This window comes from Stutzerimonas stutzeri, assembly GCF_024448895.1.
In the GTDB taxonomy this organism is placed as follows: Bacteria; Pseudomonadota; Gammaproteobacteria; order Pseudomonadales; family Pseudomonadaceae; genus Stutzerimonas; species Stutzerimonas stutzeri_Q.
This window is the reverse complement of sequence record NZ_JAMOIC010000023.1, coordinates 1-25,693: the sequence shown is the minus strand read 5'-3', so window position 1 is coordinate 25,693 and position 25,693 is coordinate 1. Positions and strand designations below refer to the sequence as shown.

At 60.1% G+C, this 25,693-nt stretch carries 19 protein-coding genes and 2 riboswitches; of the genes, 10 read left to right on the top strand and 9 right to left on the bottom strand.

All coding sequences use genetic code 11. The features are described 5' to 3' along the window. Positions 1-232 precede the first annotated feature (232 nt). On the bottom strand, positions 233-2,596 hold the full coding sequence (locus tag NA619_RS20810; protein WP_255963767.1) for a DNA polymerase II: 2,364 nt from the start codon (positions 2,594-2,596) through the stop codon (positions 233-235). Between the two features lie 391 nt (positions 2,597-2,987). Here NA619_RS20810 and NA619_RS20805 point away from each other — a divergent pair, with 391 nt between their 5' ends. Continuing rightward, positions 2,988-4,106, top strand: a complete 1,119-nt coding sequence (locus NA619_RS20805; RefSeq protein WP_255963766.1) for an SMP-30/gluconolactonase/LRE family protein — start codon at positions 2,988-2,990, stop codon at positions 4,104-4,106. Positions 4,107-4,711: 605 nt separating this feature from the next. Here the strand turns inward: NA619_RS20805 and NA619_RS20800 are convergent. The 3 genes from NA619_RS20800 to NA619_RS20790 form a co-directional block, all read right to left on the bottom strand. After that, a complete protein-coding gene (locus NA619_RS20800) occupies positions 4,712-5,620 on the bottom strand; it encodes a chemotaxis protein CheV (protein WP_255963720.1) in 909 nt (302 codons plus the stop codon). Between the two features lie 122 nt (positions 5,621-5,742). Next, on the bottom strand, positions 5,743-6,930 hold the full coding sequence (locus NA619_RS20795) for an acetyl-CoA C-acyltransferase family protein (protein WP_255963719.1): 1,188 nt from the start codon (positions 6,928-6,930) through the stop codon (positions 5,743-5,745). Positions 6,931-7,064: 134 nt separating this feature from the next. Continuing rightward, on the bottom strand, positions 7,065-9,215 hold the full coding sequence (locus tag NA619_RS20790) for a NosR/NirI family protein (protein ID WP_255963718.1): 2,151 nt from the start codon (positions 9,213-9,215) through the stop codon (positions 7,065-7,067). Between the two features lie 224 nt (positions 9,216-9,439). Between NA619_RS20790 and NA619_RS20785 the strand changes: the two genes are divergently transcribed. The 5 genes from NA619_RS20785 (at position 9,440) to NA619_RS20765 (ending at position 14,035) form a co-directional block, all read left to right on the top strand. Beyond that, positions 9,440-9,757: a hypothetical protein gene (locus NA619_RS20785; RefSeq protein WP_255963717.1), complete on the top strand. Its 318-nt coding sequence runs from the start codon at positions 9,440-9,442 to the stop codon at positions 9,755-9,757. A gap of 54 nt (positions 9,758-9,811) precedes the next feature. Further along, positions 9,812-10,105, top strand: a complete 294-nt coding sequence (locus tag NA619_RS20780; protein WP_255963716.1) for a GNAT family N-acetyltransferase — start codon at positions 9,812-9,814, stop codon at positions 10,103-10,105. A 71-nt stretch (positions 10,106-10,176) separates the two neighbouring features. Then, positions 10,177-10,530: a YkgJ family cysteine cluster protein gene (locus NA619_RS20775; RefSeq protein ID WP_255963715.1), complete on the top strand. Its 354-nt coding sequence runs from the start codon at positions 10,177-10,179 to the stop codon at positions 10,528-10,530. 28 nt (positions 10,531-10,558) lie between these two features. Further along, positions 10,559-10,900, top strand: a complete 342-nt coding sequence (locus NA619_RS20770) for an FKBP-type peptidyl-prolyl cis-trans isomerase (RefSeq protein ID WP_255963714.1) — start codon at positions 10,559-10,561, stop codon at positions 10,898-10,900. A gap of 174 nt (positions 10,901-11,074) precedes the next feature. Next, positions 11,075-14,035 (top strand): PAS domain-containing protein, encoded by a 2,961-nt coding sequence (locus tag NA619_RS20765; protein ID WP_255963713.1) that lies wholly within the window; start codon positions 11,075-11,077, stop codon positions 14,033-14,035. A gap of 93 nt (positions 14,036-14,128) precedes the next feature. Here NA619_RS20765 and NA619_RS20760 read toward each other — a convergent pair whose 3' ends face one another. Next, entirely contained in the window at positions 14,129-15,400 is a 1,272-nt protein-coding gene (locus NA619_RS20760; protein ID WP_255963765.1) for a D-amino acid dehydrogenase, read from the bottom strand. A 57-nt stretch (positions 15,401-15,457) separates the two neighbouring features. Further along, positions 15,458-15,545: riboswitch (glycine riboswitch) on the bottom strand. A 4-nt stretch (positions 15,546-15,549) separates the two neighbouring features. Next, a riboswitch (glycine riboswitch) is annotated at positions 15,550-15,647 on the bottom strand. 207 nt (positions 15,648-15,854) lie between these two features. After that, the gene (locus tag NA619_RS20755) at positions 15,855-18,974 is read right to left on the bottom strand and encodes an ATP-binding protein (RefSeq protein WP_255963712.1); all 3,120 of its coding nucleotides are present in this window, start codon (positions 18,972-18,974) and stop codon (positions 15,855-15,857) included. A gap of 213 nt (positions 18,975-19,187) precedes the next feature. Between NA619_RS20755 and NA619_RS20750 the strand changes: the two genes are divergently transcribed. Beyond that, positions 19,188-19,436, top strand: coding sequence for a DUF1272 domain-containing protein (locus NA619_RS20750; protein WP_255963711.1), 249 nt, complete (start codon positions 19,188-19,190; stop codon positions 19,434-19,436). A 24-nt stretch (positions 19,437-19,460) separates the two neighbouring features. Beyond that, positions 19,461-19,790, top strand: a complete 330-nt coding sequence (locus NA619_RS20745) for a DHCW motif cupin fold protein (protein ID WP_255963710.1) — start codon at positions 19,461-19,463, stop codon at positions 19,788-19,790. A 180-nt stretch (positions 19,791-19,970) separates the two neighbouring features. Here NA619_RS20745 and NA619_RS20740 read toward each other — a convergent pair whose 3' ends face one another. Then, entirely contained in the window at positions 19,971-21,377 is a 1,407-nt protein-coding gene (locus NA619_RS20740) for a DegQ family serine endoprotease (RefSeq protein ID WP_255963709.1), read from the bottom strand. A gap of 291 nt (positions 21,378-21,668) precedes the next feature. Continuing rightward, entirely contained in the window at positions 21,669-22,340 is a 672-nt protein-coding gene (locus NA619_RS20735; RefSeq protein ID WP_423836857.1) for an HAD family hydrolase, read from the bottom strand. A gap of 235 nt (positions 22,341-22,575) precedes the next feature. Between NA619_RS20735 and NA619_RS20730 the strand changes: the two genes are divergently transcribed. Next, a complete protein-coding gene (locus tag NA619_RS20730; protein WP_255963708.1) occupies positions 22,576-23,163 on the top strand; it encodes a LysE family translocator in 588 nt (195 codons plus the stop codon). Here NA619_RS20730 and NA619_RS20725 read toward each other — a convergent pair. Beyond that, positions 23,145-24,011, bottom strand: coding sequence for a helix-turn-helix transcriptional regulator (locus NA619_RS20725; RefSeq protein ID WP_255963707.1), 867 nt, complete (start codon positions 24,009-24,011; stop codon positions 23,145-23,147). The two genes, NA619_RS20730 and NA619_RS20725, sit on opposite strands and share 19 nt — an antisense overlap. Before the next feature lie 356 nt (positions 24,012-24,367). On the opposite strand from NA619_RS20725, the gene NA619_RS20720 reads away from it, so the two are divergent. Further along, positions 24,368-25,450 carry a DUF1615 domain-containing protein gene (locus tag NA619_RS20720; RefSeq protein WP_255963763.1) on the top strand — a complete coding sequence of 361 codons (1,083 nt, stop codon included), beginning with the start codon at positions 24,368-24,370 and terminating at the stop codon, positions 25,448-25,450. Positions 25,451-25,693: the final 243 nt, after the last annotated feature.

The following is a 25,693-nucleotide window of genomic DNA, read 5'->3' as shown; positions in this document are numbered from 1 at the left end:
GATTACTCCGCATATGTATATATTCAAGTATTTAATTCATATACGAACTAGCATGATCAGTGTAGGTCGCGCTATAAGAAGTTTGATGCGGCTGATACCAGGTGCCTATCCGGCCTATATCAATGAATGCCATGTCGGCAGCCCTCCCGTCACAACGCCCGCAAGCGCTTGCGATCGCGACTACCTCATGTCTTCCCTGAGGTCGATAGCGGAGCGATGGCGTGGACATAAATCAAAACAGCCCGAGCTGCTCATCGATCAGGGCGCTGAAACTGTCGTTCACGAACGGCAGGATGGCATCCGCAATCGGCTGCAGCTGCCGGCTGACGTAGTGGTCGTAATCGATCGGCGCGCGGCGCACTTCGAGAGGCTCCGGGCCGGCGACGGTGATCAAGTAGCTGATCCAGCCGCCATTCTGATATTGCCGCTGCCGGCCCTGCTGCAAGTTGTACTCATCGGCGATGCGCGCGGCCCGCACGTGTGGCGGGACATTGCGTTCGTAATCATCCAGGCGACGACGAAGGCGCTTGCGCAGGATCAGCAGCTCGTCCAGTTCGCCGGCCAGGGTTCGGCGCACATAATCGCGCACGTAATCCCGATAGGGTTCACGGCTGAAGATGCGCCGGTACAGCTCCTGCTGGAACTGCTGGGCCAATGGCGACCAGTCGGTACGTACCGTTTCCAGTCCCTTGAAGACAAGGCCGTCACTGCCGTCGGGCCTTGTGACCAGTCCGGCGTAGCGCTTCTTGCTACCCTCTTCCGCGCCGCGGATGGTAGGCATCAGGAAGCGCTTGAAGTGACTCTCGTACTGCAATTCCAGTGCGCTCTGCAGGCCGAACTCCTGTTGCAGCTGCTCGCGCCACCACAGGTTGATCTGTTGCACCAATCGCTTGCCGATACGCGCTGCATCCTCATCACTGTGAGCGCGCTTGAGCCAGACGAAAGTCGAATCCGTGTCACCGTAGATCACGCTGTAGCCCTCGGCCTCGATCAACTCGCGCGTGCGGCGCATGATCTCGTGGCCGCGTAACGTAATCGATGAGGCCAGCCGCGTATCGAAAAAGCGGCAACCACTGGAGCCGAGCACGCCGTAAAACGCATTCATGATGATCTTCAGCGCCTGGGACAGCGGCTTGTTGTCCTCACGCTTGGCGGCCTCTCGGCCTTCCCAGACGCGCTCGACGATGGCCGGCAGACAGTGCCGTGTCCGTGAGAAGCGCGCGCCCCGAAAACCCGGCACCGAATGTTTATCGTCGGGATGACGCATACCCTCGACCAGCCCAACCGGATCGATGAGAAAGGTACGGATGATCGAGGGGTAGAGACTCTTGTAATCCAGTACCAGCACGGATTCGTACAGGCCCGGCTGCGAGTTCATCACGAAGCCGCCGGGGCTCGCCTCGGGTGGGCGCTCGCCGAGGTTGGGCGCGACGAAGCCCTGGCGGTGCATTAGCGGAATGTAGAGGTGTTCAAAAGCGGCCACCGAGCCGCCCATACGATCAGCCGGGAGCCCGGTGACCGTGGCACGTTCGAGCAAAAAGGTCAGCAGCTCGGTCTTGTGGAAGATCCGTGTGACCAGCTCGCAATCCTTGAGGTTGTAGCGCGCCAGCGCCGGCTTGTCCTCGGCGAACATGCGGTTGATCTCGTCCATACGCTGGTATGGCGTGCTGATCGCCTTGCCTTCACCTAGGAGCGTTTGAGCCACGTTTTCCAGGCTGAACGAGGGAAAGCTCCAGGTCGCCGAACGCAGCGCTTCGATGCCATCGATGATCAGCCGTCCCGCGGCCGCGGCGAAGAAGTGATTGCCGCGGCTGCCATGCTCGCGCCAAGCCATCTCTTCGCCGCCCCGGCCCAGGCGCAACGGCACCTGATAGCGCTGCGCCTGATCGCGCAACACGCGCAGGTCGAACTGCACCACATTCCAGCCGATGATTGCGTCGGGGTCGTGCAGCGCCATCCAGTCATTGAGCCGCTCGATCAACTGCTTGCGGCTGTCACAATAGTCCAGCTGGAAATCTACCGTCTCAGCATCACCATTGGCCGGCCCGAGCATGTACACCTGACGTTGCCCACAGCCTTCCAGGCCAATGGAATACAGCTCACCGCGCATGGTGGTTTCGATATCCAGCGAGACCAGCCGCAGTTGTGGTCGGTAATCGGGCGCGGGCTTGATCTGCGCACCGGCCAGCACACCCTCTGCGTCTGCCTGGCCGGCGAAGCTGACCGGCGCGGTGATGAAACGCTCCATCAGATAGCGCTCCGGCGGCCGGATGTCGCCCTCGTAAACGTCAAGCCCGGCAGCGCGCAGGCGCTTTTCCAGATTCATCAGTTGGCGATGCTGACTGCAATACAGACCGAGTACCGGCCGATGGCGGAAGTCAGTCAGCTCCAACGGGCGCAGTTCGACGTCGCGCTCGCCCTTGAGCAGCAGCTCGACCTTCGACCGTTGCTCTGCCGGAACAAAGGCAACCGAGGGTTGATACGGCACGCGAAGGCGACGCGGCCCGGCGTCGGTCGCCAACCAGAACTCCACCTCGGTGCCAGCCGCGGTGTCGCGCCAATGCCGAGTCAGAACAAACCCTTGCTGCAATTCCACCGTTCTTGCCGTCCAGCCCATGCCCGAGCGGACCATTCTACGTGGCATTGGCTTAGCAAGCGCGGCGGGCTGTTAATCGCGCGTCATACGATGACCATGGCTATAGCTCTGGAACAGAAACTCAGCAACAGCGGGAATTCGTCTTTGACATCCTACAAAACGCTGACAATACTCAGCACGGTTGTACGATGACCATACCAACAATAACAACGGATAACGCCATGTACAGATCTCTACGGCCTTGCCTCGCGCACACCCTGTCAGCCTTGCCTCCAGCCCACAGCCCGCCTCGATCGACCCACTGAGACAGCTACACCTCTCCTCCGCCTAAGTTCCAGGCGGAACGGATTCGCTCGCCCGAAAGATCAGCTATCCAAAAGGACGCTCCATGATGAACAACAATATCGATGCGCCAATCGCTGAAGAACCACAGGCCGCAAGACGTGCCTTTCTGAAGAATTCGCTGATGGTTTCAGCTGGCGTCGCCTCCATGGGTGGCCTGGGGTTGTCCCGACTCGCCATCGCCGAGCCACTGACCCAGCGCTATCCGGATGAGCTGGTGGAAATTCTCGATGAGAGCTTCACCCAGTACCGGCTGTTCAATGCCAGCGTCGAACGGCTTGCAACCGGCATGCGCTGGGCAGAAGGTCCGGTCTGGGTGGGCGATGGTCGCTATCTGCTGGTCAGTGATATTCCGGAAAATCGCATCATGCGCTGGGACGAAATCACCGGCTCCTTCGACGTCTATCGCGAGCATTCAAATCACTCCAACGGCCTCGCGCGCGATCTCCAGGGGCGGCTGCTGGTGTGCGAAGGCTCGACTACCAACGATCTGGGCCGCCGCGTTACCCGCACTGAACCCGATGGCAGCATCACCGTGCTGGCCCATGAGTTCGACGGCAAACGCTTCAACTCACCCAACGACCTGGCCGTGCGCCAGGACGGTTCCATCTGGTTCACCGATCCGCCCTTCCAGACCGGCAATTTCTATGAAGGCCACAAGATCGAGACGCAGCTGTCCGACGGGGTCTACCGCATCGATGGCGAGAACGGTGCTGTGACCCGAGTGATCGACTCGATCTCTGGCCCCAACGGGCTGTGCTTCTCGCCGGATCAGAAGACGCTCTACGTCGTCGAGGGTCGCGCGAAACCGAACCGATTGATCTGGGCGTATCCGGTCAATGACGATGGCACCCTCGGCGAGCGCCGCAAGCACATCGAAGCACCAACACACGGCGCAATCGACGGAATCAAGTGCGACGCAGACGGCAACTTGTGGTGCGGCTGGGGTAGCTCGGGCTCACCCGAAGCGGTGACCGCCGATTTGGATGGCGTGCTGGTCTTCAACCCGGAGGGCAAGGCAATCGGCAAGATCAGGCTGCCGGAACGCTGCGCCAACCTGTGCTTCGGCGGCGCGAAAGGCAACCGACTGTTCATGGCCAGCAGCCATTCGATTTACGCGCTGTACGTCAACACGCGTGATGCGAGTTTTGGCAAAGGGCCAGCTTGATTGCCCAGCACTAAAAGCGATCGCGAGCAAGCTCGCTCCTACAGGTTTGTTGAGCGTCGATAGCAGCGTGGCGGGGACTGAGCAATTTCGGGGGTATTGATCCTCAACCACCACGAACCGCTTTTCGTAGGAGCCAGCTTGCTAGCGATCAAGGGCCGCCCATTGCACTCAGGCGCTGCACGGTTCCAGGTGCAGGGTGAGCAAGCCCGCCAGCACGGGCTCATTCAGCTGCCCCACACCTCTGGTGCGTTTCGATCAGCTGGATCGCTCAAGCGACCGAGGCATCCTCGCCGAGGTGAATCACCCGCGCCGCGCGCAGCATGCACCTGGCCATTTCCGGCGGGGAAAAACTTGGTGAGGTGATCGCGAGCACGCTCGCTCCTACAGGTTTCTTGAGCGTCGATAGCAGCGTGGCGGGGGCTGAGCAGATTCAGGGGTATTGATCCTCAACCACCACGAACTGCTTTCCGTAGGAGCCAGCTTGCTGGCGATCAAGGCCCTCCCACTGCACTCAGGCGCTGCACGATTCCCGGTGCAGAGTGAGCAAGCTCGCCGGCACAAGCTCATTCAGCCCCCGCCTCTCGGTCTTTCGATCAGCTGATCGCTCAAGCAACCGAGGCATCCTCGCCGAGGTGAATCACCCGCGCCGCACGCAGCATGCACTTGGCCATTTCCGGCGGAGAAAACTTGGTGAGGATGTCGTTGGCGCCGGCTGCCTTGGCCTTGTCGGTGCTGATGGTGCTGTCCAGGGAGGTATGCAGCAGCACGTAGATGGACGCGTAGTCCGGATGCTTGCGCAGCGCTTGGGTGAACGAATAGCCGTCCATCTCCGGCATTTCGATATCAGACACCACCACGTTGATCGCCTCGTAACTGTCCTTGAGGCTATCGAGCTTTTCAAAAGCTTCGCGGGCACTGCGCACGGCATGACAGGTGACACCCATCTTGGTCAGCGCCGAGACCGACATATGGATGGCTACCTGGCTGTCATCGACGATCAGTGCGCGGGTTTCGGTCAGCAGTTGTGCGTCCTGGTCATCGAGGTGAGAAATGTCGGCCTCACCTGGAACCGGCGAGATGTTGTGGATGACCTTCTCCACGTCGAGGATCTGGATTAGTTCGCCGTCCACCTCGGCGGTGCCGGTGATGAATGAACTGTTCCGCGCGCCGTAAGGCGGAGGCAGAATCTTTGAAGACTGTATGTGGACGATCTTGACCACCGCCTGCACATGCAAACCCTGCTTGGAGCGGCTGATTTCCGTGACGATCAGGCAGCCCCCTTTCGGGTCCAGCAACGGAGCCATGCCGATGGCCATGCTCAGGTCGATGACCGATAACGGCTGGCCACGCAGGGTGGCGACACCGCGCACATGCGGGTGCGATTCAGGCAGGCGCGTCAGCGAAGGCGTCGGGATGATCTCGCTGACCTTCAGCAGGTTGATCGCCATCTGTTTGCCGCTGCGCAGCGTGAACAGCAGTAGCGATAAGGCGTCGGTGGCGGATGCATTGTTCATGAATAGTCCTGTGGGAAAGCCGGTCTCTTAGCGTAGATATCACCCTCGCCAAAGCTTGTCGGCTGGCGCGACAGAATCTTCAGTCGCTCGAACGGCTTCCGACGAATTACCGCACCGGCGAGTCAACACCGTTCGAAGATCGCCGCGATACCCTGCCCGCCGCCAATGCACATGGTCACCAGCGCGTAGCGCCCCTGAATGCGTTGCAATTCGTGGACCGCCTTGACCGTTATGATCGCGCCGGTCGCGCCGACCGGATGCCCGAGTGAAATCCCCGAACCATTGGGATTGACCTTCGCTGGATCCAGACCCAGCTCCTGCATCACCGCGCAGGCTTGTGCGGCGAAGGCTTCGTTGGCTTCGATCACGTCGATCTGCTCCAGGCTGATGCCGGTGCGCTCAAGCACTTTGCGCACCGCCGGCACCGGACCGATACCCATGAATGCCGGATCTACCCCAGCGTGGGCGTACCCGACCAGCCGTGCCATAGGCTTCAAGCCAAGCGCCATTGCCCGCCCCGCTTCGGCCAGCACCAGCGCAGCGGCACCGTCGTTCAGGCCCGACGCGTTACCGGCTGTCACGGTGCCGTTTTCCTTCTTGAATACTGGCTTCAGGGCGGCAAGGCGCTCGGCGGTGAGATCTGCACGCAGGTGCTCGTCCGTATCGAAATAGCTGACGCCCTTACGGCTGCTGATTTCCACAGGAACGATCTGCTCACGGAAATAACGCTGCTTCAACGCTCGGGCCGCTCGCTGCTGGCTTTCCAGGGCCAGCGCGTCCTGCCGTTCGCGGCTGATGCCATAGCGTTCTGCAACATTCTCCGCGGTCACGCCCATGTGGAATTTGCCCCAGGGGTCGTGCAGCAAGGTGTTCATATAGTCGATCGCCTGGCTGTCGCCCAGACGCGCGCCCCAACGCATGTTGGGCAGGATGAAGGGCCCTCGGCTCATGCTTTCGGCGCCACCGCCAATGGCCACATCGGTATCGCCGAGCAGGATGGATTGCGCCCCCGAAATCACCGCCTGCAGCCCCGAACCGCACAAGCGGTTGACGTTGAACGCCGGGGTCTCCAGCGGGATGCCCGCATCCACCGCCGCGACCCGAGCCAGATACCCGTCGCGCGGTTCGGTGGGGATCACATTACCCATCACCACATGCCCAACGGCGTCAGGCGGCGTTCCGGAGCGCTCAAGCGCGCCGCGGCAGGCGGTGGTTGCCAGGGAGATCAGGTCGACGTCTTTCAGCGCTCCGCCAAAGGAGCCGATTGCCGTTCGGGCGGCGCCAACGATGACGACTTCACGTTCTGCCATGGGAGTTCTCTCTACTGATTTCGGAGCCGCGTGAGGTGCTGGCCCGCGCAGGTGGGCACGATCCTAGCGGGATGACCGCGAAGCACAACTCGAAAACTCGCACACCCGCTCTGCATATCTGCAGAACGCATCGGTCATTTTTTGGCGTTCATGAGGCCGATGCCCAGCTCAACCGCCGCATCGGTAACGATCAGCTTGCCACTGACATGGCACACGCCTTTTCCGGCCTTCTTCCGCGCGCTGATGGTCGCTACGCATTGGTCGTCATTGTTGAGGATGACGATGCATTCCAGACACTGGATGCATTCGTCATAGTCGACACGGCCGTCACGCTTGATCGCACCGATCTCGCAATGATTCTTGCAATGTTGGCAGGGCTGGCCGCAGGCATCGATGCGTTTGAGCCAGGAAAACAGGCGTAGCTTGCCCAGGATCGCCAGCCCCGCCCCCAGCGGGCAGACGTAGCGGCAATAGAACTTGTGCACGAACAGGCCGAGCCCTAGCAGGATCACGGCGTAAAGTACGAAAGGCCATGAGCGCATGAAGAACAGGGTGATGCTGGTCTTGAACGGCTCCACCTCGGCAAGCCGCTCGGCCAATGTCAGCGAGTAGAACGCGGTCGGCAACAGGCCGATGAGGATCAGATATTTCACCCACTGCAGACGCTGATGGTTGCGGTCGGAGATCCTCCATTGGCGGATGCGCAGGTGCTTGGCGACCCAGCCGAGCATTTCCTGCAGCGCGCCGAAGGGACAGAGCCAGCCGCAGAATACGCCCCGTCCCCAGATGAACAGGCTGAGGAAGGTAAAGCTCCAGAGGATGAAGATCACCGGGTCCATCAGGAACACCCGGATATCGAAGTCCTTCCAGAGCGCCAGCAGCAGCGTAAAGATGTTCACCACAGACAGCTGACCCTGGGCGTACAGACCGATGAACACCAGCGTGAACACGAGAAAGCCCGCGCGAAACAGATGAAAGCCCCGGCTATGCTGACTGATACGGTGCTGCCAGATGAACACGCCGGCCAGCAGGAGCAGAGACGCCCCGAGCAGACTGATCTGCCACCAGCGTTCCTGCCACATGCGAAGCCAGATCGGCACCGGCTCGACAACTTCCCGCGCCTGCTCGATGTTGAATAGATCTGCGTCGAGCTGAAATCGCCGGTCGAGCGATGTGTTGCTTTCCACCAAATGGTTGCGGCGCAGCTTTACGTTCAGGCGCAAATCAGCCGCCTCAGCGGGATTGAAAGCATTGTGCGGCTTGATGCGAAAGACATTGGCTTCGAAGCCATCCAGCGGCACGTCGAGCAATTCCATCGCCGCGCCGTTGTTAAAATTCATGTCATGCAGTTCGATGGCATGACCGTTCTGCATTAGCACCAGCCGATCGGGCGAAGTCGCCGGGACAAAATCAGACGGCACATGAGGGTACATGCCGGATGACAGCACCAGCACCGCCTGCTCGTTAGCTTTCAGCTCCTCATTGAGCCGGGCGAAGCCCGCTTCGCCGAGCAAATTGCGGCCAGTTGTCGGGGTATTCAAATAGGCGAAGTAGAGTTCGGTGAATGGCTGGGTGTCGTACTCCGGCTCGAGGTCCAGATGGTCGTCGAGCGATTCGCCAAGCGCTGCTTCCACCTCGTTGCGATCGATCATCCAGCGTTGGACGTAACCGCGCTCAAGGAGCTGCGACCAATCCAGTGCCTCGTAAAGGTCGGGCCTGGCGATCGCCAATGGGCTGCTACTGAAACCTTCGAGCAACTTGCGGGCGACGCTTAGCGCCGACAACAGCACGGTTTCATTGAGGATCACCACCGATACCGTCGCCTTGCTCACGCCATCGATACGGGTGACTGGATCCGCATCGCCTCCGCGGGCCTCCCGCCCTCCCACCAGGATCGGCTTGTTGATGGTCACGTGCCGATATTGATCAACAAAGTCGAACAGCGATTGCTCGCCAAGCCCGTGAAGAAACACCGGTTCGTGGTGCTCCAGAACGGTCACCCCAGCGAGCACGCCCTGGGTATCCATACCGATCAGCAGGCGAATCGGCTTGCCGGAGAACCCCTGCAGATTCGAGTAATCAGTGGATTCGAAGGCATAACCAAGCAGTTCATCGAGTTGATACACGTTGTGGACAGGCGGATCCGCCTGCTTCGGCTCGATACGTGTGGCCTTGGGGAACAGCTGCTGGATCTGGGCGTCCAGCGTTCGAGCAAAGAGGGTCGGGCTGATGAGCGCGATAATCAGCATTAGCACGCGCGACAATAGGCGGGCGGTGCGTGTCATGGACGCCTCAGGGCTTGTTGTAATGCACCCATGCTATCCAGCGCACAACTCACCACCATTGCACTTGCGCAGTGAAAGAGCAGTACTTCAGTGCTAGCCCGGTCACGCGCGATGCGTGCCGCAATGACGAACGCGTTAGATGCGCCCGTCGCAGACTCCAATCGCAACGGAACGATGCGCGCGCTTACCAGGCCCAAGCTAAACCAATCACGGGAGGCCCAGAGATGACCAAGGCAGTCAAACCGGACGCCGAACAGCCCTACTTCGACACCCCTGCCCATATCCCCAGCGGCAGTGATCATCAGATCCCGCACAGCCACCGCCTGGTTTACCGTGACCATGACGTGATCGTGCACCTCACCGGCTATGAGTACGAAACCTTCGGCGAGACCCTATGGGCGGTTGGCGCTGAGGTCGTCAAGGATCTCGAAATCGTGGTTCCGGTAGAGGTTGATCAGACGCAGCACTACCGCAGCTTTGACGATGCCCTTGAGCGCGGAACCATTCTGGGCAGAGGCCTGGTCGATTCGCTCCATCACTAGACGACGTCCATTCACGGCGATGACACGCCCACAGACAATCCGGAGGCTATTGATATGAACGCCACGAACGCGACCGTGCGACATGACGAACAACAGCAGCGCTACGTCCTTGAAGTGGACGGCAAGGCACTCGGCGTCGCCAGCTACCAGAGAGACGGCGAGCGGCAGGTGTTCACTCATACCGAAGTCGACCCGAGCCTCGAGGGCCAGGGCATGGGCAGCAAGCTGATCCGTGAATCACTGGCCGATGTCCGCAAGCGCGGCAAGCGGATCGTGCCTCAGTGCGAATTCGTCGCGGCTTACGTCAAGAAGCATGACGAGTGGAGTGACATCGTCGATACGCAATAAGCGCGGCGACAGGGGCAGGCATTACACGTGCAGACAGGTACCATGCCGCCCCCGATAGCAAGTACCCCCGCATGACCTGTACCCAGCGAAAGATCGAACACCTGCGACGACAGATTCCAGGCTTTGCCTGCGAACCCGGCTGCCATGACTGTTGCGGCCCGGTCACCGCCTCGTCCGAAGAAATGGCACGCCTGCCACGTAAAAGCGTTGCACAGCACGACGCGGCGCTAGCGCACTGGAACTGCGTGCATCTCGGACCAAACGGCTGTGAGGCTTATGAAGAGCGGCCTCTGATATGCCGTTTGTTCGGAACCACCGCAACTCTGCCCTGCCCCCGTGGGCGAGGTCCGGAAACGCCGACCAAGGCGCACGTGGAAAAACAGGTACATCGCCTCATCGCCAGCACCCGCCAGGTTTTGGTCTAGGCGCATTTACACATGACATGGAGAACAGATGAGCATCGAACTGCAGATTGACGACATCCAGCTCGGCGACGGCAAAGCCGTGTCCAAGGGCGCGTTGATCACCACTCAATACCGTGGCCAGCTCGAAGACGGCACCACCTTCGATTCGTCTTACGAGCGCGGCAAGCCTTTCCAGTGCGTGATCGGCACCGGACGCGTCATCAAGGGCTGGGATATCGGCCTGATGGGCATGCGCGTGGGCGGCAAGCGCAAGCTCTTCGTCCCTGCTCATCTTGCGTACGGCGAGCGGCAGATCGGCGAGTACATCAAGCCGAACTCGAACCTTCTGTTCGAGATCGAACTGCTGGAAGTACTCACCCGCGACGACTAGATGTGACGGAGTGCACGATCAGCGCCTTGCAGCCCAACTTTGTCGCGTCACTGTAATCAAAGCATCGTTAGTCCCCGGTGCCGAGCATGTTGACCGGGCGGACTTATCGGCGACCGCGTACACTGCAGGCGATTTGCCATCACTCGTTTCATCCAAGTCAGTAAGTATTTCTCGATGACAGCAGAAGCACCCTCGGCGCCCGACGCCGTTAGCCCACCCGCGTTCCCCATGGGAGGCGGTGAGCTGGGCGAACTCATACGCGGGCACGACTGGTCTGATACGGCGCTAGGCCCAGCGGAGCACTGGCCGCAGAGCCTGAAGACGGTAACCTCCATGCTGCTGTTATCGCCGGTGCCCATCGTGCTGCTTTGGGGCGAACTGGGGATCATGCTCTACAACGATGCCTATTCGGTGTTTGCCGCTGGCAGGCATCCACAGCTGCTTGGCTCGGAAGTACGCAAGGGCTGGCCGGAGGTAGCGGATTTCAACGACCACGTCATGCGTGTGTGCCTGGCTGGCGGCACGCTCGCCTATAAGAATCAGGAGCTAACGCTGCACCGCAACGGGCGGCCCGAACAGGTCTGGATGAACCTCGACTACTCCCCCGTGCTGGACGAGACAGGCATTCCCGTCGGGGTCATCGCTTTTGTCGTGGAAACCACCGAGCGCGTCAGGGCCGAGCGCCACTTGCTGGCTGAAAAGCATCGTCTGACTCAGCTGTTCGAGCAGGCGCCGGGAATCATGGCAATGCTCAGCGGGCCCGAACATCGCTTCGAGATGGCCAACCCCGCTTACGCCAATCTGCTCGGCGACCGCCAATTGATCGGCCTTACCGTTCGCGATGCGCTTCCCGAAATCGCACGCCAAGGCTTCATCGAAGTGCTGGATGAGGTCTATCAGAGCGGCACTGCGTATGTGGGCACCTCGGTGGAGTTGAACATTCAGCGCATCCACGGTCGACCCGAAGAGACATACATCCTCGACTTCGTTTTCCAGCCGGTTTTCGACAGTCAAGGTCACGTCGGCGGCATATTTATCCAGGGCCATGACGTCACCCAGCGCGCGCAGGCGGAGCGGCGGACCGGCTTTCTCGATGCTCTGGGCAAGGCGACCGCAGCCAACACCGATGCCGATACGATTCTGAGCATCACGACCCGGTTGCTCGGCGAGCATCTGGGCGTCACCGTGTGCGCGTACGCCGACATGGACCCGGACGAGGACGGCTTCACCATTCGCGGCAACTGGGCGGCGCCCGGTGCGAACGGCATCGTCGGCCACTACAGCCTCGCCGCCTTTGGCCAGCTCGCGCAGAACAACCTGCATGCCGGCCTGCCGCTGATCCTCGATGACAACGCGGAGCAGTTGCCTGCCCATGAAGCGGCGACCTTTCTTGGCCTAGGCCTGGCCGCCACCATCTGCATGCCGTTGATCAAGGAAGGCAAGCTTACCGCGCTCATGGCGATCCACGACAGGGTTCCGCGCAAATGGAAGCTCGAAGAGCTGGCGTTACTGACTGAAGTGACGGAACGTTCATGGGCCCATATAGAGCGCGTGCGCTCCGAATTGGCCGTGCGGCTCGCTGAGCAACGCTTCCGCGAGGAGCTGGAGCGACAGGTAGCCGAACGGACTGCCGCACTCGCTCAGAGCGAAGCGCAGATTCGCACCGTGGCCGCCAGTTCACACCTGTATCAATGGCTGCTAGGCACCGACGGCCTGCTGCTCTACGCCAATCCCACATCACTCGCTGGTGCTGGCTCGCAGCTGGATAAAGTACTGGGCGTCCCCTTCTGGGAGACACCCTGGTTCAGCGCTACGCCCGGAATGCTCTCAATCATCAAGGCCAGTGTCGCAACAGCCGCAGCGGGCGGCAGCGACAACCTGAGCATGCAGCTGCAGTTACCAGACGCTATACGCTCGTTCGACTTTTCCATCCGGCCGGTGCTCGACGAGGCGGGGGCGGTGGTCGGCATCGTGCCTGAGGCCGTGGACAGCACTGCCCGAATGCAGGCCGAACGAGCCTTGCAGCAAGCCCAGAAAATGGAAGCGCTGGGCAACCTCACCGGCGGAATCGCACATGACTTCAACAACCTGCTGACCGCTGTGATGGGCAATCTCGAACTGCTGCGCAAACGTGTGCCAGCAGACTCGCCCTTGCTACGGCTGATCGACAACGCCCGCATCGGCGCCGAGCGTGGCGCTTCACTGACGCGGCGGATGCTGGCCTTTGCTCGTAAACAGGACCTGCTGGCCGAACGCATACAGCCAGGTCGATTGATCGATGAAATGAGCGAGCTGCTGGAGCGCTCGCTGGATCCGGCGGTGATCATCGAAATGCAGATCGAAGCCAATCTGCCCAACATCGAGGCCGACCCCAATCAGCTGCAAACCGCCCTCCTCAATCTCGCACTCAACGCGCGTGACGCGATCAACGGCCAGGGCCGCATCGTCATCAGCGCTCACAGTGAACAAATAAAAGACAAACCAGGCCTGGCGCCCGGAACCTACCTCTGCCTTGCCGTCACCGATGAAGGTGATGGTATGGATGAAGCGACCCTTCAGCGGGCCACTGAGCCTTTCTACACCACGAAGGGAGTCGGGAAAGGCACCGGACTGGGCCTTTCCATTGTCCATGGGTTCGCAGAACAGTCGGGCGGAATGCTGGCGCTACGCAGTGGTGTTGGCATCGGCACCACAGCACAGATATGGCTTCCGGCCATACAGGAAAGCGTTGTTGCCCAAGTGGCTGAAGCAACGCATAGCCATCGCTCGCGTGATCCAAGCCGACTGAACATTCTTGCCGTGGACGACGACGTTCTGGTGCTGTTCAACACCGCGGAGATGCTGCGCGACGAGGGCCACCAGGTATTCACTGCGCATTCAGCTGCCCAGGCGCTGGAGCAGCTGCAAGCTTCCCGATTCGACCTGCTGATCACAGACCACGCGATGCCGAAGATGACCGGCGCCCAGCTCGCGCTCGAAGTGCGCAACATGCAACCTGATCTGCCGATTCTGCTCGTCAGCGGGTACGCAGAAATTCCTGCGGGTACCGCTGCGACAAAAATCCCGCTGCTGGCCAAACCCTTTTCTCAGGCCGACCTTATTGAAGCCATCGTCGCGGTGACGCGCGGCGACTGACGAATGCAAATGGCTGCCGAACAGCTTTAGTGTCGACCCTATCCCTAAATGTAATCGCAGCGGCTGCAACGCTCGTCGCAGCCGCCGCAAACCTCACGCGTGAGCCGGTTGGGCGGCTGCTGGCGCGACTGAAGTCGTAGTGCCCATCGACTCCTTTACCACGTCGCCCACCATATCCGCGGTGATGGCGCAGAGCGTCCAGCCCAGATGCCCGTGTCCGGTGTTATAGAACACGCAGGGCGAGCTGCCGCGACCGACCTTGGGCATCATGTTCGGCATCATCGGACGAAGTCCGGCCCAGGGCACCACGCTCTGAGTGCTAACGCCCGGGAAGCACTCTGCAACCCAGTCCACCAGCGGGCGAATCCGGTCGGCACGGATGTCTCGGTTGTAGCCATTGAACTCGGCGGTGCCGGCCACACGCAGTCGGCTATCACCAAGACGGCTGGTCACCAGCTTGGTCTCGTCGTCCAGCAGGCTTACCGTGGGGGCAGCAGCGCGACTGGCCTCATCATTGAGGTTGACCGTAATGGAATAGCCCTTGACCGGATAAATGTTTACGCGATCACCGAGCTGCGAGGCCAATGCCCGGCTCGCCGTGCCGGCGCAGATGACCATTCCGTCGAACTGGAATGTTTCGTCGCCACCCGGTGTGCCCAGGATGATGCGGGCCTGCTTACCATCGGTCGATACGCCTTTTACTTCCTGACCGTAGCGGCACTCGACGCCCAGGCGAATCGCCGCCGCAGCGAGGCCGTTGGTGAACAAGTGAATGTCGCCGGTGGAATCGCATTCGGTGTAATAACCGCCGTAGTATTTACCCGCAAGCGTCGGTTCGATGGCACGCATCTCATCTGGCGTCACGCTGCGTCGCGGCAACCCGCCCTCGGCCAGCAGGGTCGACACCGTACCCGCGTGATCGAATCCCGCCTTGTCGCGGTAGATGTGAAGGATGCCGGCTTTCTTGAGATCGAAGTCGATACCCTCCTCTTCGGCCCAGGCGAACAGGTGCTCACGTGCAGCGATGGCCATGCGTGCGGTTTCGATGGTGTTGTGACGGTATTGGGGAATCGAGCCGATGAATTCAGCGAACCAGGACAATTTGTGCCAACTCGGCTTGGGATTGACCAGTAGCGGCGCGTCGCTCTTGAGCATCCACTTGATGCCCTTGAGGATCGTCGACCAGTGCGTCCAGACCTCCGCATTGGATGCGGACAACTGGCCGCCATTGGCGAAAGACGTTTCCATGGCTGCGTAGCGATGCTTTTCGAACAGCGTGACAGCGAAGCCACGTTTAGCCAGCGCATAGGCGGTAGTAATGCCGGTGATGCCACCACCGACCACAGCGATTGTTTTTTTCACGATGCCGCTCCAGAACGTCAAGGGTTAGAGCCCGTCCGCGGCATGCGGATCAGGCGCCCCCTCTGTTCTGGACCTGAGAGTTTCACGAGCGAGGCTCGCTTGCTCCTTCGGTGCGACGGGCGACGAACGACCCGGCGGCTCTTCAGAGTTCACCGGTGATATCGGTCCTTTTGCCTGAGAGTTTCCGGGGCGGTTGCTCCTTCGGCGCTGCAGATGGCGACGCCATTGCAGTCTCTCCCGATATCACATCACTGCCACGAGCATCGCTCAGGGCAGTTGAATCAAAGGCACACAGCGTGCCAGTTAACGCGCCAGCGCTGGGCAGGCTAATCCGGCGACAGCCGTTCTCAATTCGATCTAAAACAGCGCCCCGCTTGCGGGACACGCACCAGCACGATGCACGTTTCTACCCCATGTTCGCGCCATAAGAAAGCCCGCCTATGGTCGAATACGTCTCTTACTCCCCCACCACAGCGATAAGCCGGCCTATATCGACGGGCTTGGTCATATGGATATCGAAACCGGCCTCCATTGCGTTTTCCTTGTCGCTTGGCTGACCCCATCCGGTGATGGCGACCAGCTTGATGTTGGGATTCAACGAGTGCGCGCGGATCATTCGCGCCACTTCATCCCCACGCAGGCCGGGCATCCCGATGTCCAGCAGAACCACTTCAGGATCTAGCTGCTGATATTGCTCGAAGGCCTCCAGCCCATCGAACGCAAGGTGCACCTCATGGCCTTCGAGACGCAGTATTTCGGCCATGGTTTCGGCGATGTCGCGGTTGTCGTCAGCCACCAGAATGCGTCGCTTGTTAAGGGTCACACTTTCGTCTGTCCCGCCACTTTCTCCAGGCGCGCTCACCGGTAGTACAGGCAAGCACAGGCTGAACTCAGCACCTTTCCCAAGCCCCTCGCTCTGCACGCGCAATTCTGCGTCATGCAGCTTCGCGAGACCCTTGGCCAGGGCGAGCCCGATTCCAAGCCCAGTGTTGACGTGAGTGCCCGCCACCGGCACCTGGGCGAAGCGCTCGAAGATCAGCTTAAGATTCTCCCGCGCAATGCCCAATCCGTTATCCGCAACGATAACGGTGGCGGATTCCTGATCGCGCTCAGCGGTCACCCGGATACGCCCGCCGTTCGGCGTGAACTTAGCCGCGTTGTTCAGAAGATTGGTCAGAATCTGTTCGAGCCGAAGCGGGTCACCCTCCAGCAGAATGGGCTCCGGCGGCAGAGTGACCTGCAGTTCATGTTGCTTCGCCTCGATTTTCGCCCGCGCGGTTTCGATTGCTGCTTCCACCACGCTGCGCAGATCCAGTTGCTCCTTGCGCAAGATCAGCTTGCCAAGCGTGATGCGGGAAATGTCGAACAGGTCATCAAGCAGTAATGCCATGTGCCGTACCTGACGTTCGATGATCTGCTGACTGCGCTGCTTCTGCGCGTCGGAGGCGGCGACAGAGCCGAAAATACCCGCGGCCAGACGAATCGGCGCGAGAGGATTCCGCAATTCGTGAGCCAGGGTGGCAAGAAATTCGTCCTTGCGACGATCTGATTCGAGTATCGCCTGCTCCTGATGCTTGGCGTCCGTGACATCGGCAAACCAGACTGCTACGGCCGAGTCGAATGGCGTGGCAATGAGGCGAACCCATCGCTCCCTGTCGAAGGCGGTGCTGCGCATCTCCAGATCACGGGGCTGCTGAAACAGAACCACCTCCACGAGAGTACTGAGTGCTTGCGGATTGGCATTCGGGCCAAGTACCTCTCGCAGCCGGCGGCCAACCAGACTGGTCGCTGTTCCGCGAAGGCTGGCAGCCCCGGTCGGGTTGATGAACTCGAGGATGAAATCGGTCAGCTCACCGCGCTCGTCGTGATGCGGAGAGACGATTGCAAAAGGCACGGTCGAGGAATCCAGCGCAACCTGCAGCCGCTGTTCGAGCATGCCGACCTTGGACTGCGCTCGCGCTCGGTCGATGAATACCGCCGCAATGCCTGCGGCAAGATCTGCCAGACGGATCTCTCGCTCGGTCGGCGGCCGAGGCTCCTTGAGCTGCACCGTCAGAGTTCCCAGAACACTGTCATCGCTGTGCCGGATGGGCGTGCTATGAACCGAGCGGAAGCCTTCGCTGCGTGCCACCATCACGAATTCGCTGAAACGGGCGTCGGTCTCGGTATCCGCCACGATCACCCGCGCGCCCTCTTGAACTGCTATTCCGCACGCGCCCAGGCCCGGCTTAACGTTGTCCATGATCGCCAGCGAGGCGAGGGAAAAACCTCTTGACGCATGGATGCGCAATGGCTGGGTACCGTCACTGAGCGCCAGCAATCCGTGCTCGGCCCCATGCAGTGTGCAAAGGGCATCGATGATCGCCTGCAGCTGCTCGTTGAGAGTAGGCATCTGCAACAGGCGATTGCTCAGTTCCTGTATCAGCTGAAGATCACTGACCTGTTGAGTCAGGTCCTGCTGCGCCAGTGCCAAACGGGACAGCATACTGTCGCGCTCAGCCTCACTCGTCCGGCGCGCCTGTGCCGCGCCCGCCAGTGCCCAGCCTACATCGCGGATCTCCTCGATTTCGCTATCGGGCGCCTGAACCAGCTGCCCCTCCCCAATATCCTGAGCCGCGTTGCGTAACTGCTCCATTGGTACGTTGATCCGGCGCGTCGCGAACAGCGCCGCCGCAACGGCAAATAACAACGACAGCAAAAGCCCGCCGCCGTAGAGCGTATAAGCCCGCGCGGCTCCCGCTTCCACGAGGTCACTGGGAATGCCCGTTGCAACCACCCACCCCGTGGGCTGCAAGCGCACGAATGAAGTGTAGAGCGCCTTTCCCTCCACAGATTCGGAGCGACCGCTGCCCTCATCGCTGAGATTTTCTTGCAGCATTTTCTGAAGCATGGGCGCGGCCGTGCCACCCATCGTTTCCTCGTGGCGCAACGAACGGGCAATGCGCACGCCATTGGCATCCAGCACAGTATTGACCCAACCTTCTGGAAGCCTGCGATTACTGATCACATCAGCAATGGCCTGCGGCTTGAGTACGGCGGTAAGCACGTAGCGGGTATCGGATTCGAGATGCACCGGCACGCGTAGAGGGATGCCCCATACGTTTCCAGGCCCCTTACTCATGCTGCCGATCTGAGGCGTCCCAGTGCGCATCAGCTCAGCAAAGCTCCGCGGCTCGGCCATCGCGCTTGAGGCCGGCGGGGTGTGCATCGAGACACGCCTCAGCACCTCGCCCTCGGGGCTGATGATCAGCAACGCATACCAGCTAGGTACCGAAGGCAGTACGCGACGAACCATATCGGCGAACCCATCTATATCGTCGACATCGAGCAGAGGCGATTGCGACAGCGCCTGTAGTACGTTGAGGGATCTGCTCAACTCGACCTCGACCGCCGTTGCGGCCAGGCGGGTGACTTCAATGCTGCGCTGCTTGGCAAGCTCCTTCTGCTCATTGACGATCGAGACCATGCCAAGCCCGGCAACCAGAGCCAGCGGCAAGATGCCGGCCATCGCAATCGTCAGCAACCGACTACGCAACGGCACCGAGCGGCGCGGTTTGGCTCCGTTTACCTGGTTCAAGATGACCTCACGCGACCCGACTAGAGCGGTCGTGAACTTGCTGAATGGGAATGAATGCAGGGTTGCCTGAAAGGCGTTAGCTTAAGCGATCCGAAAGATACAAACATGCGTACTTGGAGAGTCTGAAGCAGGCCGGGTTCAGTCGCGGCAACGTTCGGACAACGTTGCGCCTTGCCAAGCTCATCCACCCCAAACATGACGAAGGACATCCGCATGCTGGAACTCCGCCCAGGCTGTGAATGCTGCGATACCGATCTGCCTCCCGATTCCGATCAGGCATTGATTTGCTCGTTCGAGTGCACCTTCTGCGCGCATTGCGCGAACACGAAACTGGCGCTCGTCTGCCCGAACTGCGCAGGTGAGCTTGTCTCACGGCCGCGCCGTCCCGCCGCCAAGCTGGCGGACAACCCGCCCTCGATCAACCGCGTTTACAAGCCGCAGGGCTGTGACGCTGTAATCTGATGCCAAACCAACGGAGCGAAAACCATGCAGTTGAACGATATCCCCTTCGGCATTACCGACTGGGAATCGGTGGAGCCCACCGAGCACCCCGGCGAAACCGGTACGGCGATCTGGCGCAGTCGGCAGTTCGGCGACATTCGGGTGCGAATCGTCGAGTACAGTCCCGGCTACCTGGCTGATCACTGGTGCAGCAAAGGCCATATCCTGTTCTGCCTGGAGGGCGAGCTGCACACTGAACTGGAAGATGGCCGAAGCTTCACGCTAAGCCCGGGCATGAGCTATCAGGTAGCCGACAATGCCGAAGCCCATCGTTCGTCAACCAAGGTGGGAGCAAAGCTGTTCGTGGTCGATTGACCGCATTGTGATGTCAATCCCGCAGACCAGAATTCAGGTGCTCTATATGAAAGGGCCTCACCAGACCGCCCGCCGCGTTCACTGTGCCTGAGCCGTTCGACGTCCAGGCAACGAGACTTCACAGCTCCCAGAACCAGGAAGGCCCGCGCATGGCGGGCCTTCTGTTGCTTTTTGCCGAAGTTACTTCGGTAACTTGAAGGTGATGAAGCTGGCGCGGCCTTCGCGAAGTACCCGCATCGAGACCGAGCGGTTCTTCGGCAGATCATTGACCACCTGGGTGAATTTCTTCACCGAGTCGATCGCCTCGTTGTTCAGATGCGTGATGACGTCGCCAGGGCGCATCCCGATCATTGCCGCCGGACCTTGACTGACTTCGGTGATTGCCACACCCCCAGTGATTTCCAGCGCCTGGCGCTGTGCGTCGGTCAGCTCGGTCACCGCAACGCCCAGACGGTTATTGCTTTTCGTGCTGCTGCTCGGACCACCAGCGGAAGCTACTTGATCACCATCCTCCGGCAGCGCACCGATCTCGATGTTCAGCGTCTTGCGCTTGCCGTCACGTACCACGTCGAGCTTCGCTTTGCTGCCTGGCTTCATCGCACCGACCAGATGCGGCAAGTCGCCCGACATATCAATGGATTTACCATCGACATTCAGGATCACGTCGCCAACCTGCAATCCGCCCTTGGCTGCCGGGCCGCCGTCCATTACCTGTGCCACCAGCGCACCGGCAGGACGCTCCAGACCAAACGATTCAGCCAGATCCTTGTTCACTTCCTGGATCACGACGCCGAGCCAACCGCGGCTGACCTTGCCGTCTTCACGCAGCTGATTGGCGACGTCCATGGCGACGTCGATCGGGATGGCGAACGAGAGGCCCATGAACCCACCAGAACGCGTGAAAATCTGCGAGTTGATCCCGACGACCTCACCTTGGAGGTTGAACAACGGGCCACCCGAGTTGCCGGGATTGATCGCCACGTCAGTCTGAATGAAAGGCACATAGCTCTCGTTCGGCAGGCTGCGGCCCGTTGCGCTGACTACACCAGCCGTCACGGTATGGTCGAAGCCGAACGGCGAGCCAATGGCTACAACCCACTCGCCTGCCTTCAGCGCTTCGGAGGAGCCGATCTTGACGATTGGCAGGTCATCGCCCTCGATCTTCAACAAGGCCACGTCGCTGCGTGGGTCGGCGCCGACCAGCTTGGCCTGCATCTCGCTGCGATCGGGCAAGCGGACGATGATTTCGTCCGCGTCTGCGACAACATGGTTGTTGGTCAGAACGTAGCCGTCTTCGGAGATGATGAAGCCAGAGCCAAGCGACTGTGCCTCGCGACGCCGGTCAGGCTGCTGGGGCATACCGCGTTCGAAAAACTCGCGAAACATCGGCGGTATGCCTTCCAGATCGGGCATCTGCGCTTGCGCGCCACGCACGGGCTGGTTCTGTTTGGTGCTGATATTCACGACCGCAGGTGATGCATCTTCGACCAACGGGGTGAAGTCCGGCAGGTCGGCATGGGCGATCAGCGTCTGTCCGAACAGCGCCAGGCCGGCCACTGCAGCCAGAAAGTTCTTGCGAGGAATCATGGTGACGAGTCTCTCCACGATGGAAAAATTGGGGTTGAAGCAACCGGTTTCGTATCGCAGCCGATCCGGATAAAAAAGCAGCGGGTTGCCGCGTGCACGAAAGCTGACTCTATAGCCGACAGCCTGTTCGCGGCAAACCCACCCAAGGGAGCCGGCTGTTCCATCAGCCTGATACAGACTCTACGCCGAAGAAAGTCAGCTTCGTGTGTAGCGTACGTAAAGGGAAAGTAAGGTTACGCAGCGAAGCTACGTAAGCGACAGAACCGCGGATAAACGACCTTTCGCACCTCCTCAACGTGAGAGAAACCACTCGACCGTCTTCGGCAGGTCACGCATGTCGCTGATAACGGCCGATACGCCCAGTTCGCGCAGGGCCACGTCATGGCCAGCCGGAATATGGCTTGCACCGGTGAAACCGATAACCTGCATGCCGGCGGTTCGTGCCGCCAATACGCCGGTCGGGCTGTCTTCAACCACCAGGCAATGCCCGGGCGCAACGCCCATTCGTTCGGCGGCCAGGAGATACACATCCGGAGCAGGCTTGGGCGAAGGCACCATCTCGGCGCAGAAGATGTTGCCCGCGACACGCTCGGTAAGGCCGGCCCGGCGCAAGGATGATTCGACATTGTGCAGCCGGCTGTTGGACGCCACGGCTAGCGGCAGTTCTATCGCCAGCAGCGCGTCGCGAACGCCCGGTATCGCCTGGACTTCATCGGCAACGACCTTTTCCGATTGCCTGCGCAGATCCTCGTCAAAGGTCTTCGGCAGGGTCAGGTCGAATCGCTTTTCTATCAGATCGATGATGCTCGGCACGGTCAGGCCAAACGTGCCCTCCAGCGCCTCGTGTAGCCGCTCGCCCGGGACGTGAAGGCTCAAAGCCTCGAACAGCACGCGGTGGCTGATGATTTCACTGTCGACGATCACGCCGTCGCAGTCACTGATCAGCAGATCGATTGTGGCCATCAGGTCTCCCATTGATTGATGCGCAGTGGCTGCGCGGTGACTCCATGAAAGGAGGCAGGGCTTGGACTGCAACGGGTGCGCTGAGTTTTATGCGCAGAAAGGACTCACCCAGCGCCCCAATCCTTAACAGAGTGATGCGCCCCATCACCGGGATCTGCGCATTTTCTTCAATACCGATTCCGCCCCCACTCCTATCTTCGCGCAAGTGTCCCCCGCTTACGTTTCAGGAGTTCCGATGAGCCTCTTGCTTTCAATGGCTGCCTTCGCGCTGGCCTCTTCCATCACGCCTGGCCCGGTCAATATCGTTGCGCTCAGCGCGGGTGCGCAGTTCGGTCTGCGTCCAGCCATGCGCCATGTCAGCGGTGCGACCATCGGCTTTACCGTGCTGTTGCTGTTGATAGGCCTTGGGCTCAACGAATTGCTGGAGCGCTGGCCCTGGCTTACCGAGTCCATCAGGTTGGCAGGCGTCGCGTTCTTGTTTTACATGGCGTACCGCCTGGCGGCCGATGACGGGCGGTTGAACACTGAAGTGCCCGCGCGCGCGCCTACATGGCTTCATGGTGCGGCGATGCAATGGCTCAACCCGAAGGCATGGCTGGCTTCCGTGGCAGGCATGGGCCTATTCGCTGCTGCTGGTGACGTGCTGTCTGTGGGGCGTTTTGCAGTGATCTATTTCGTCATCTGCTATGCATCTTTGGCGTGCTGGGCCTATGCCGGCACCTTTCTGCGACACCACCTGCAGGAGCCTGCGCGGCTGCGGCTCTTCAACCGGCTGATGGCTGCATTGCTGGCGGGCTGTGCGCTTTACTTGCTGATGACCTGATGCCCGTCGCGTCGGGCGTCCCGATAATGCCCCGGCGTCGCCGCCAGCAATTGCTTGAAGGCACGCTGCAGATGAGCTTGATCGGCAAAACCTGCTGCCAGGGCGACATCGGCGATGGGCTGACCACGACGCAATTCGGCGCGCGCGAACTGCACGCGTCGGTTGATAAGATAAGCGTGCGGGGTCATACCGAAGTGTTTCTTGAACGCGCGAATCAGGCTTGAGGGCGACACGCCCGCCGTATGGCTGATCTCATGCAGCTTGAGCGAGCGTGGGTAATTGTCAGCGATGAAACTGGCTGCGCGCTGCAGCTTCACATCGCTTACCGAGGCATCCTTTTCGAATCCCAGCCGCTCATGCAGGCGAGAGAAAAAGGATACGGCCGCGCGTTCCTTTTGCAGTAATTCGGCTCCTTCGTCGATGAGCACCGAATGGAAGCGATTGAAGCCTGCCTGCAACTGCGGATCACGCGTCAGTATTGGGGAAAAACGTCGAAAGCCGGCGCCAGCCATGCCCAGACTATCCTGCAGATCGCTCAGCCAGCCTGCGTCGACATAAAGCATGCGATATGCCCATTGCTGGTTCTGGATCGGATTGCAGGCATGGACGTCGCCGGGGTTCATCAGCACCAGCGTACCCGCGTCGATGCGGCACTCATGATCGCCGTTGATGTAGCTGCTGACGCCACTGTCGATCACCCCGATGGAAAAGGTCTCATGACTGTGCCGGGCATAACAGACGAGACGGCCGTCAAACACCGTGCGCGCCTCGATAAAGGGCAACGCAGCATCGCGCCAGAAGCGAGACGTAGCGCGAATGGGATGATCGATCGACGTTGGATGACGCATGGCAGCACCTTGGCCGTATACCTGACGGGGTAAGGTTAGCGTTCTTTGAGTGTTTCACCCCACATCTGCCCTTCAACTAGCCGCGTTTCGCTCCGGTAATGCCTATTGCGCAGGGCAAGCACCGGGGCATCCGATGTCCAGCAGCCGAGCGACGCTAATAAGAAGTTCGAGGCCAACTTCATACCTTTAGCGCTTGCGTGCTCCGCACGCCGTAGAACGGCTTCGTCTGTTTTAATGTCCGATGCCTACTTGCCCACGACATTCGGGACCTCATGATTTTTCAGACATCAAATCTCCAGACGCTGGTACTCAAGGTTACGCCCAACGCAGCAAACAGCACCGCGGCCTCTCGCTCAATGGGCGCCGCAGTGCTGAGCGCATTACTGCTCGGGCTGGCTGGCTGCGGCACTCAGCAGCCGGACGTCCCAGCGCCTCGGCCGGATGAGGTTCGGGCGAAGATCGTCAGGTTGATACCCAGCACCATCCCCGATCGCCAAGGCTGGGCTACCGATATCTATTCGGCATTCGACGCACTGGATATTCCCCCAAGCAACGAAAATATCTGCTCGGTACTCGCAGTAACGGTCCAGGAATCCACGTTCCAGGCGACACCGCCCGTTCCGGGGCTGGCGAAGATCGCTCGTGAGGAAATCTACCGCCGTGCCTCCCGGCTACATGTACCGCGCTTCGTTGTGGATGCGGCACTCGATGTGAAGTCGCCAAACGGCAAGACTTATAGCCAACGGCTTGCAGCCGTGCGTACTGAAGAACAGCTGAGCGCGATCTTCGATGACTTCCTCGGCATCATGCCGCTAGGCAAACAGCTATTCGGCACGCTGAACCCGGTCAAGACCGGCGGGCCCATGCAGGTCAGCATCGCCTTTGCCGAAGACCGCCGATGGGAGTATCCCTATGAGCGCAAGGGCACGATCCGCGACGAAGTTTTCACCCGGCGTGGCGGTATGTACTTCGGCATCGCCCACCTGCTCGACTATCCGGCCAGTTATACGGAACCGCTGTATCGTTTCGCAGACTTCAACGCAGGCTGGTATGCGAGCCGCAATGCTGCGTTTCAGAATGCGGTCAGCCGCGCTAGCGGCACCAAACTGGCACTCGACGGCGATCTGATCATTCATGGCAGCAGCAAAGCTGGCCAGACCGAACGGGCTGTTCGCTCGCTGGCGAGCAAATTGGACATGAGTGAAACGGCTATCCGGAACGCCCTTGAGCGAGGCGACACACATGGGTTCGAAAAAACCGAACTGTATATCCGAGTGTTTGCCCTGGCTGAAAAGCGATCAGGCAAGTCCTTGCCTCGCGCAGTCTTGCCTGGCATCCGCCTTGAAAGTCCTAAGATCACGCGTAATTTGACAACAGCCTGGTTCGCCAATCGTGTTAACGATCGCCACCTGGCCTGCATGAAGCGAGCTCGAAGTTAAGAGGCCGATAATAAACGGACGGCTATACGACATGCGAACTTTCAAAGGAATGTTTCGTACGCACCAGCAAGATAAACAGAAAATATATATACCCCAACGAAAGCTGAAGCACTATAGATACGACGATAGAACCAATAAACGCATCCAGCGGGCTAACATTGTGTTAGCAATCGCTTGGCCACTCACCTTTCAATGAAAAAACGGGGCCAACTACGGAGCCCCGCTTGCATCACGAGCAATATA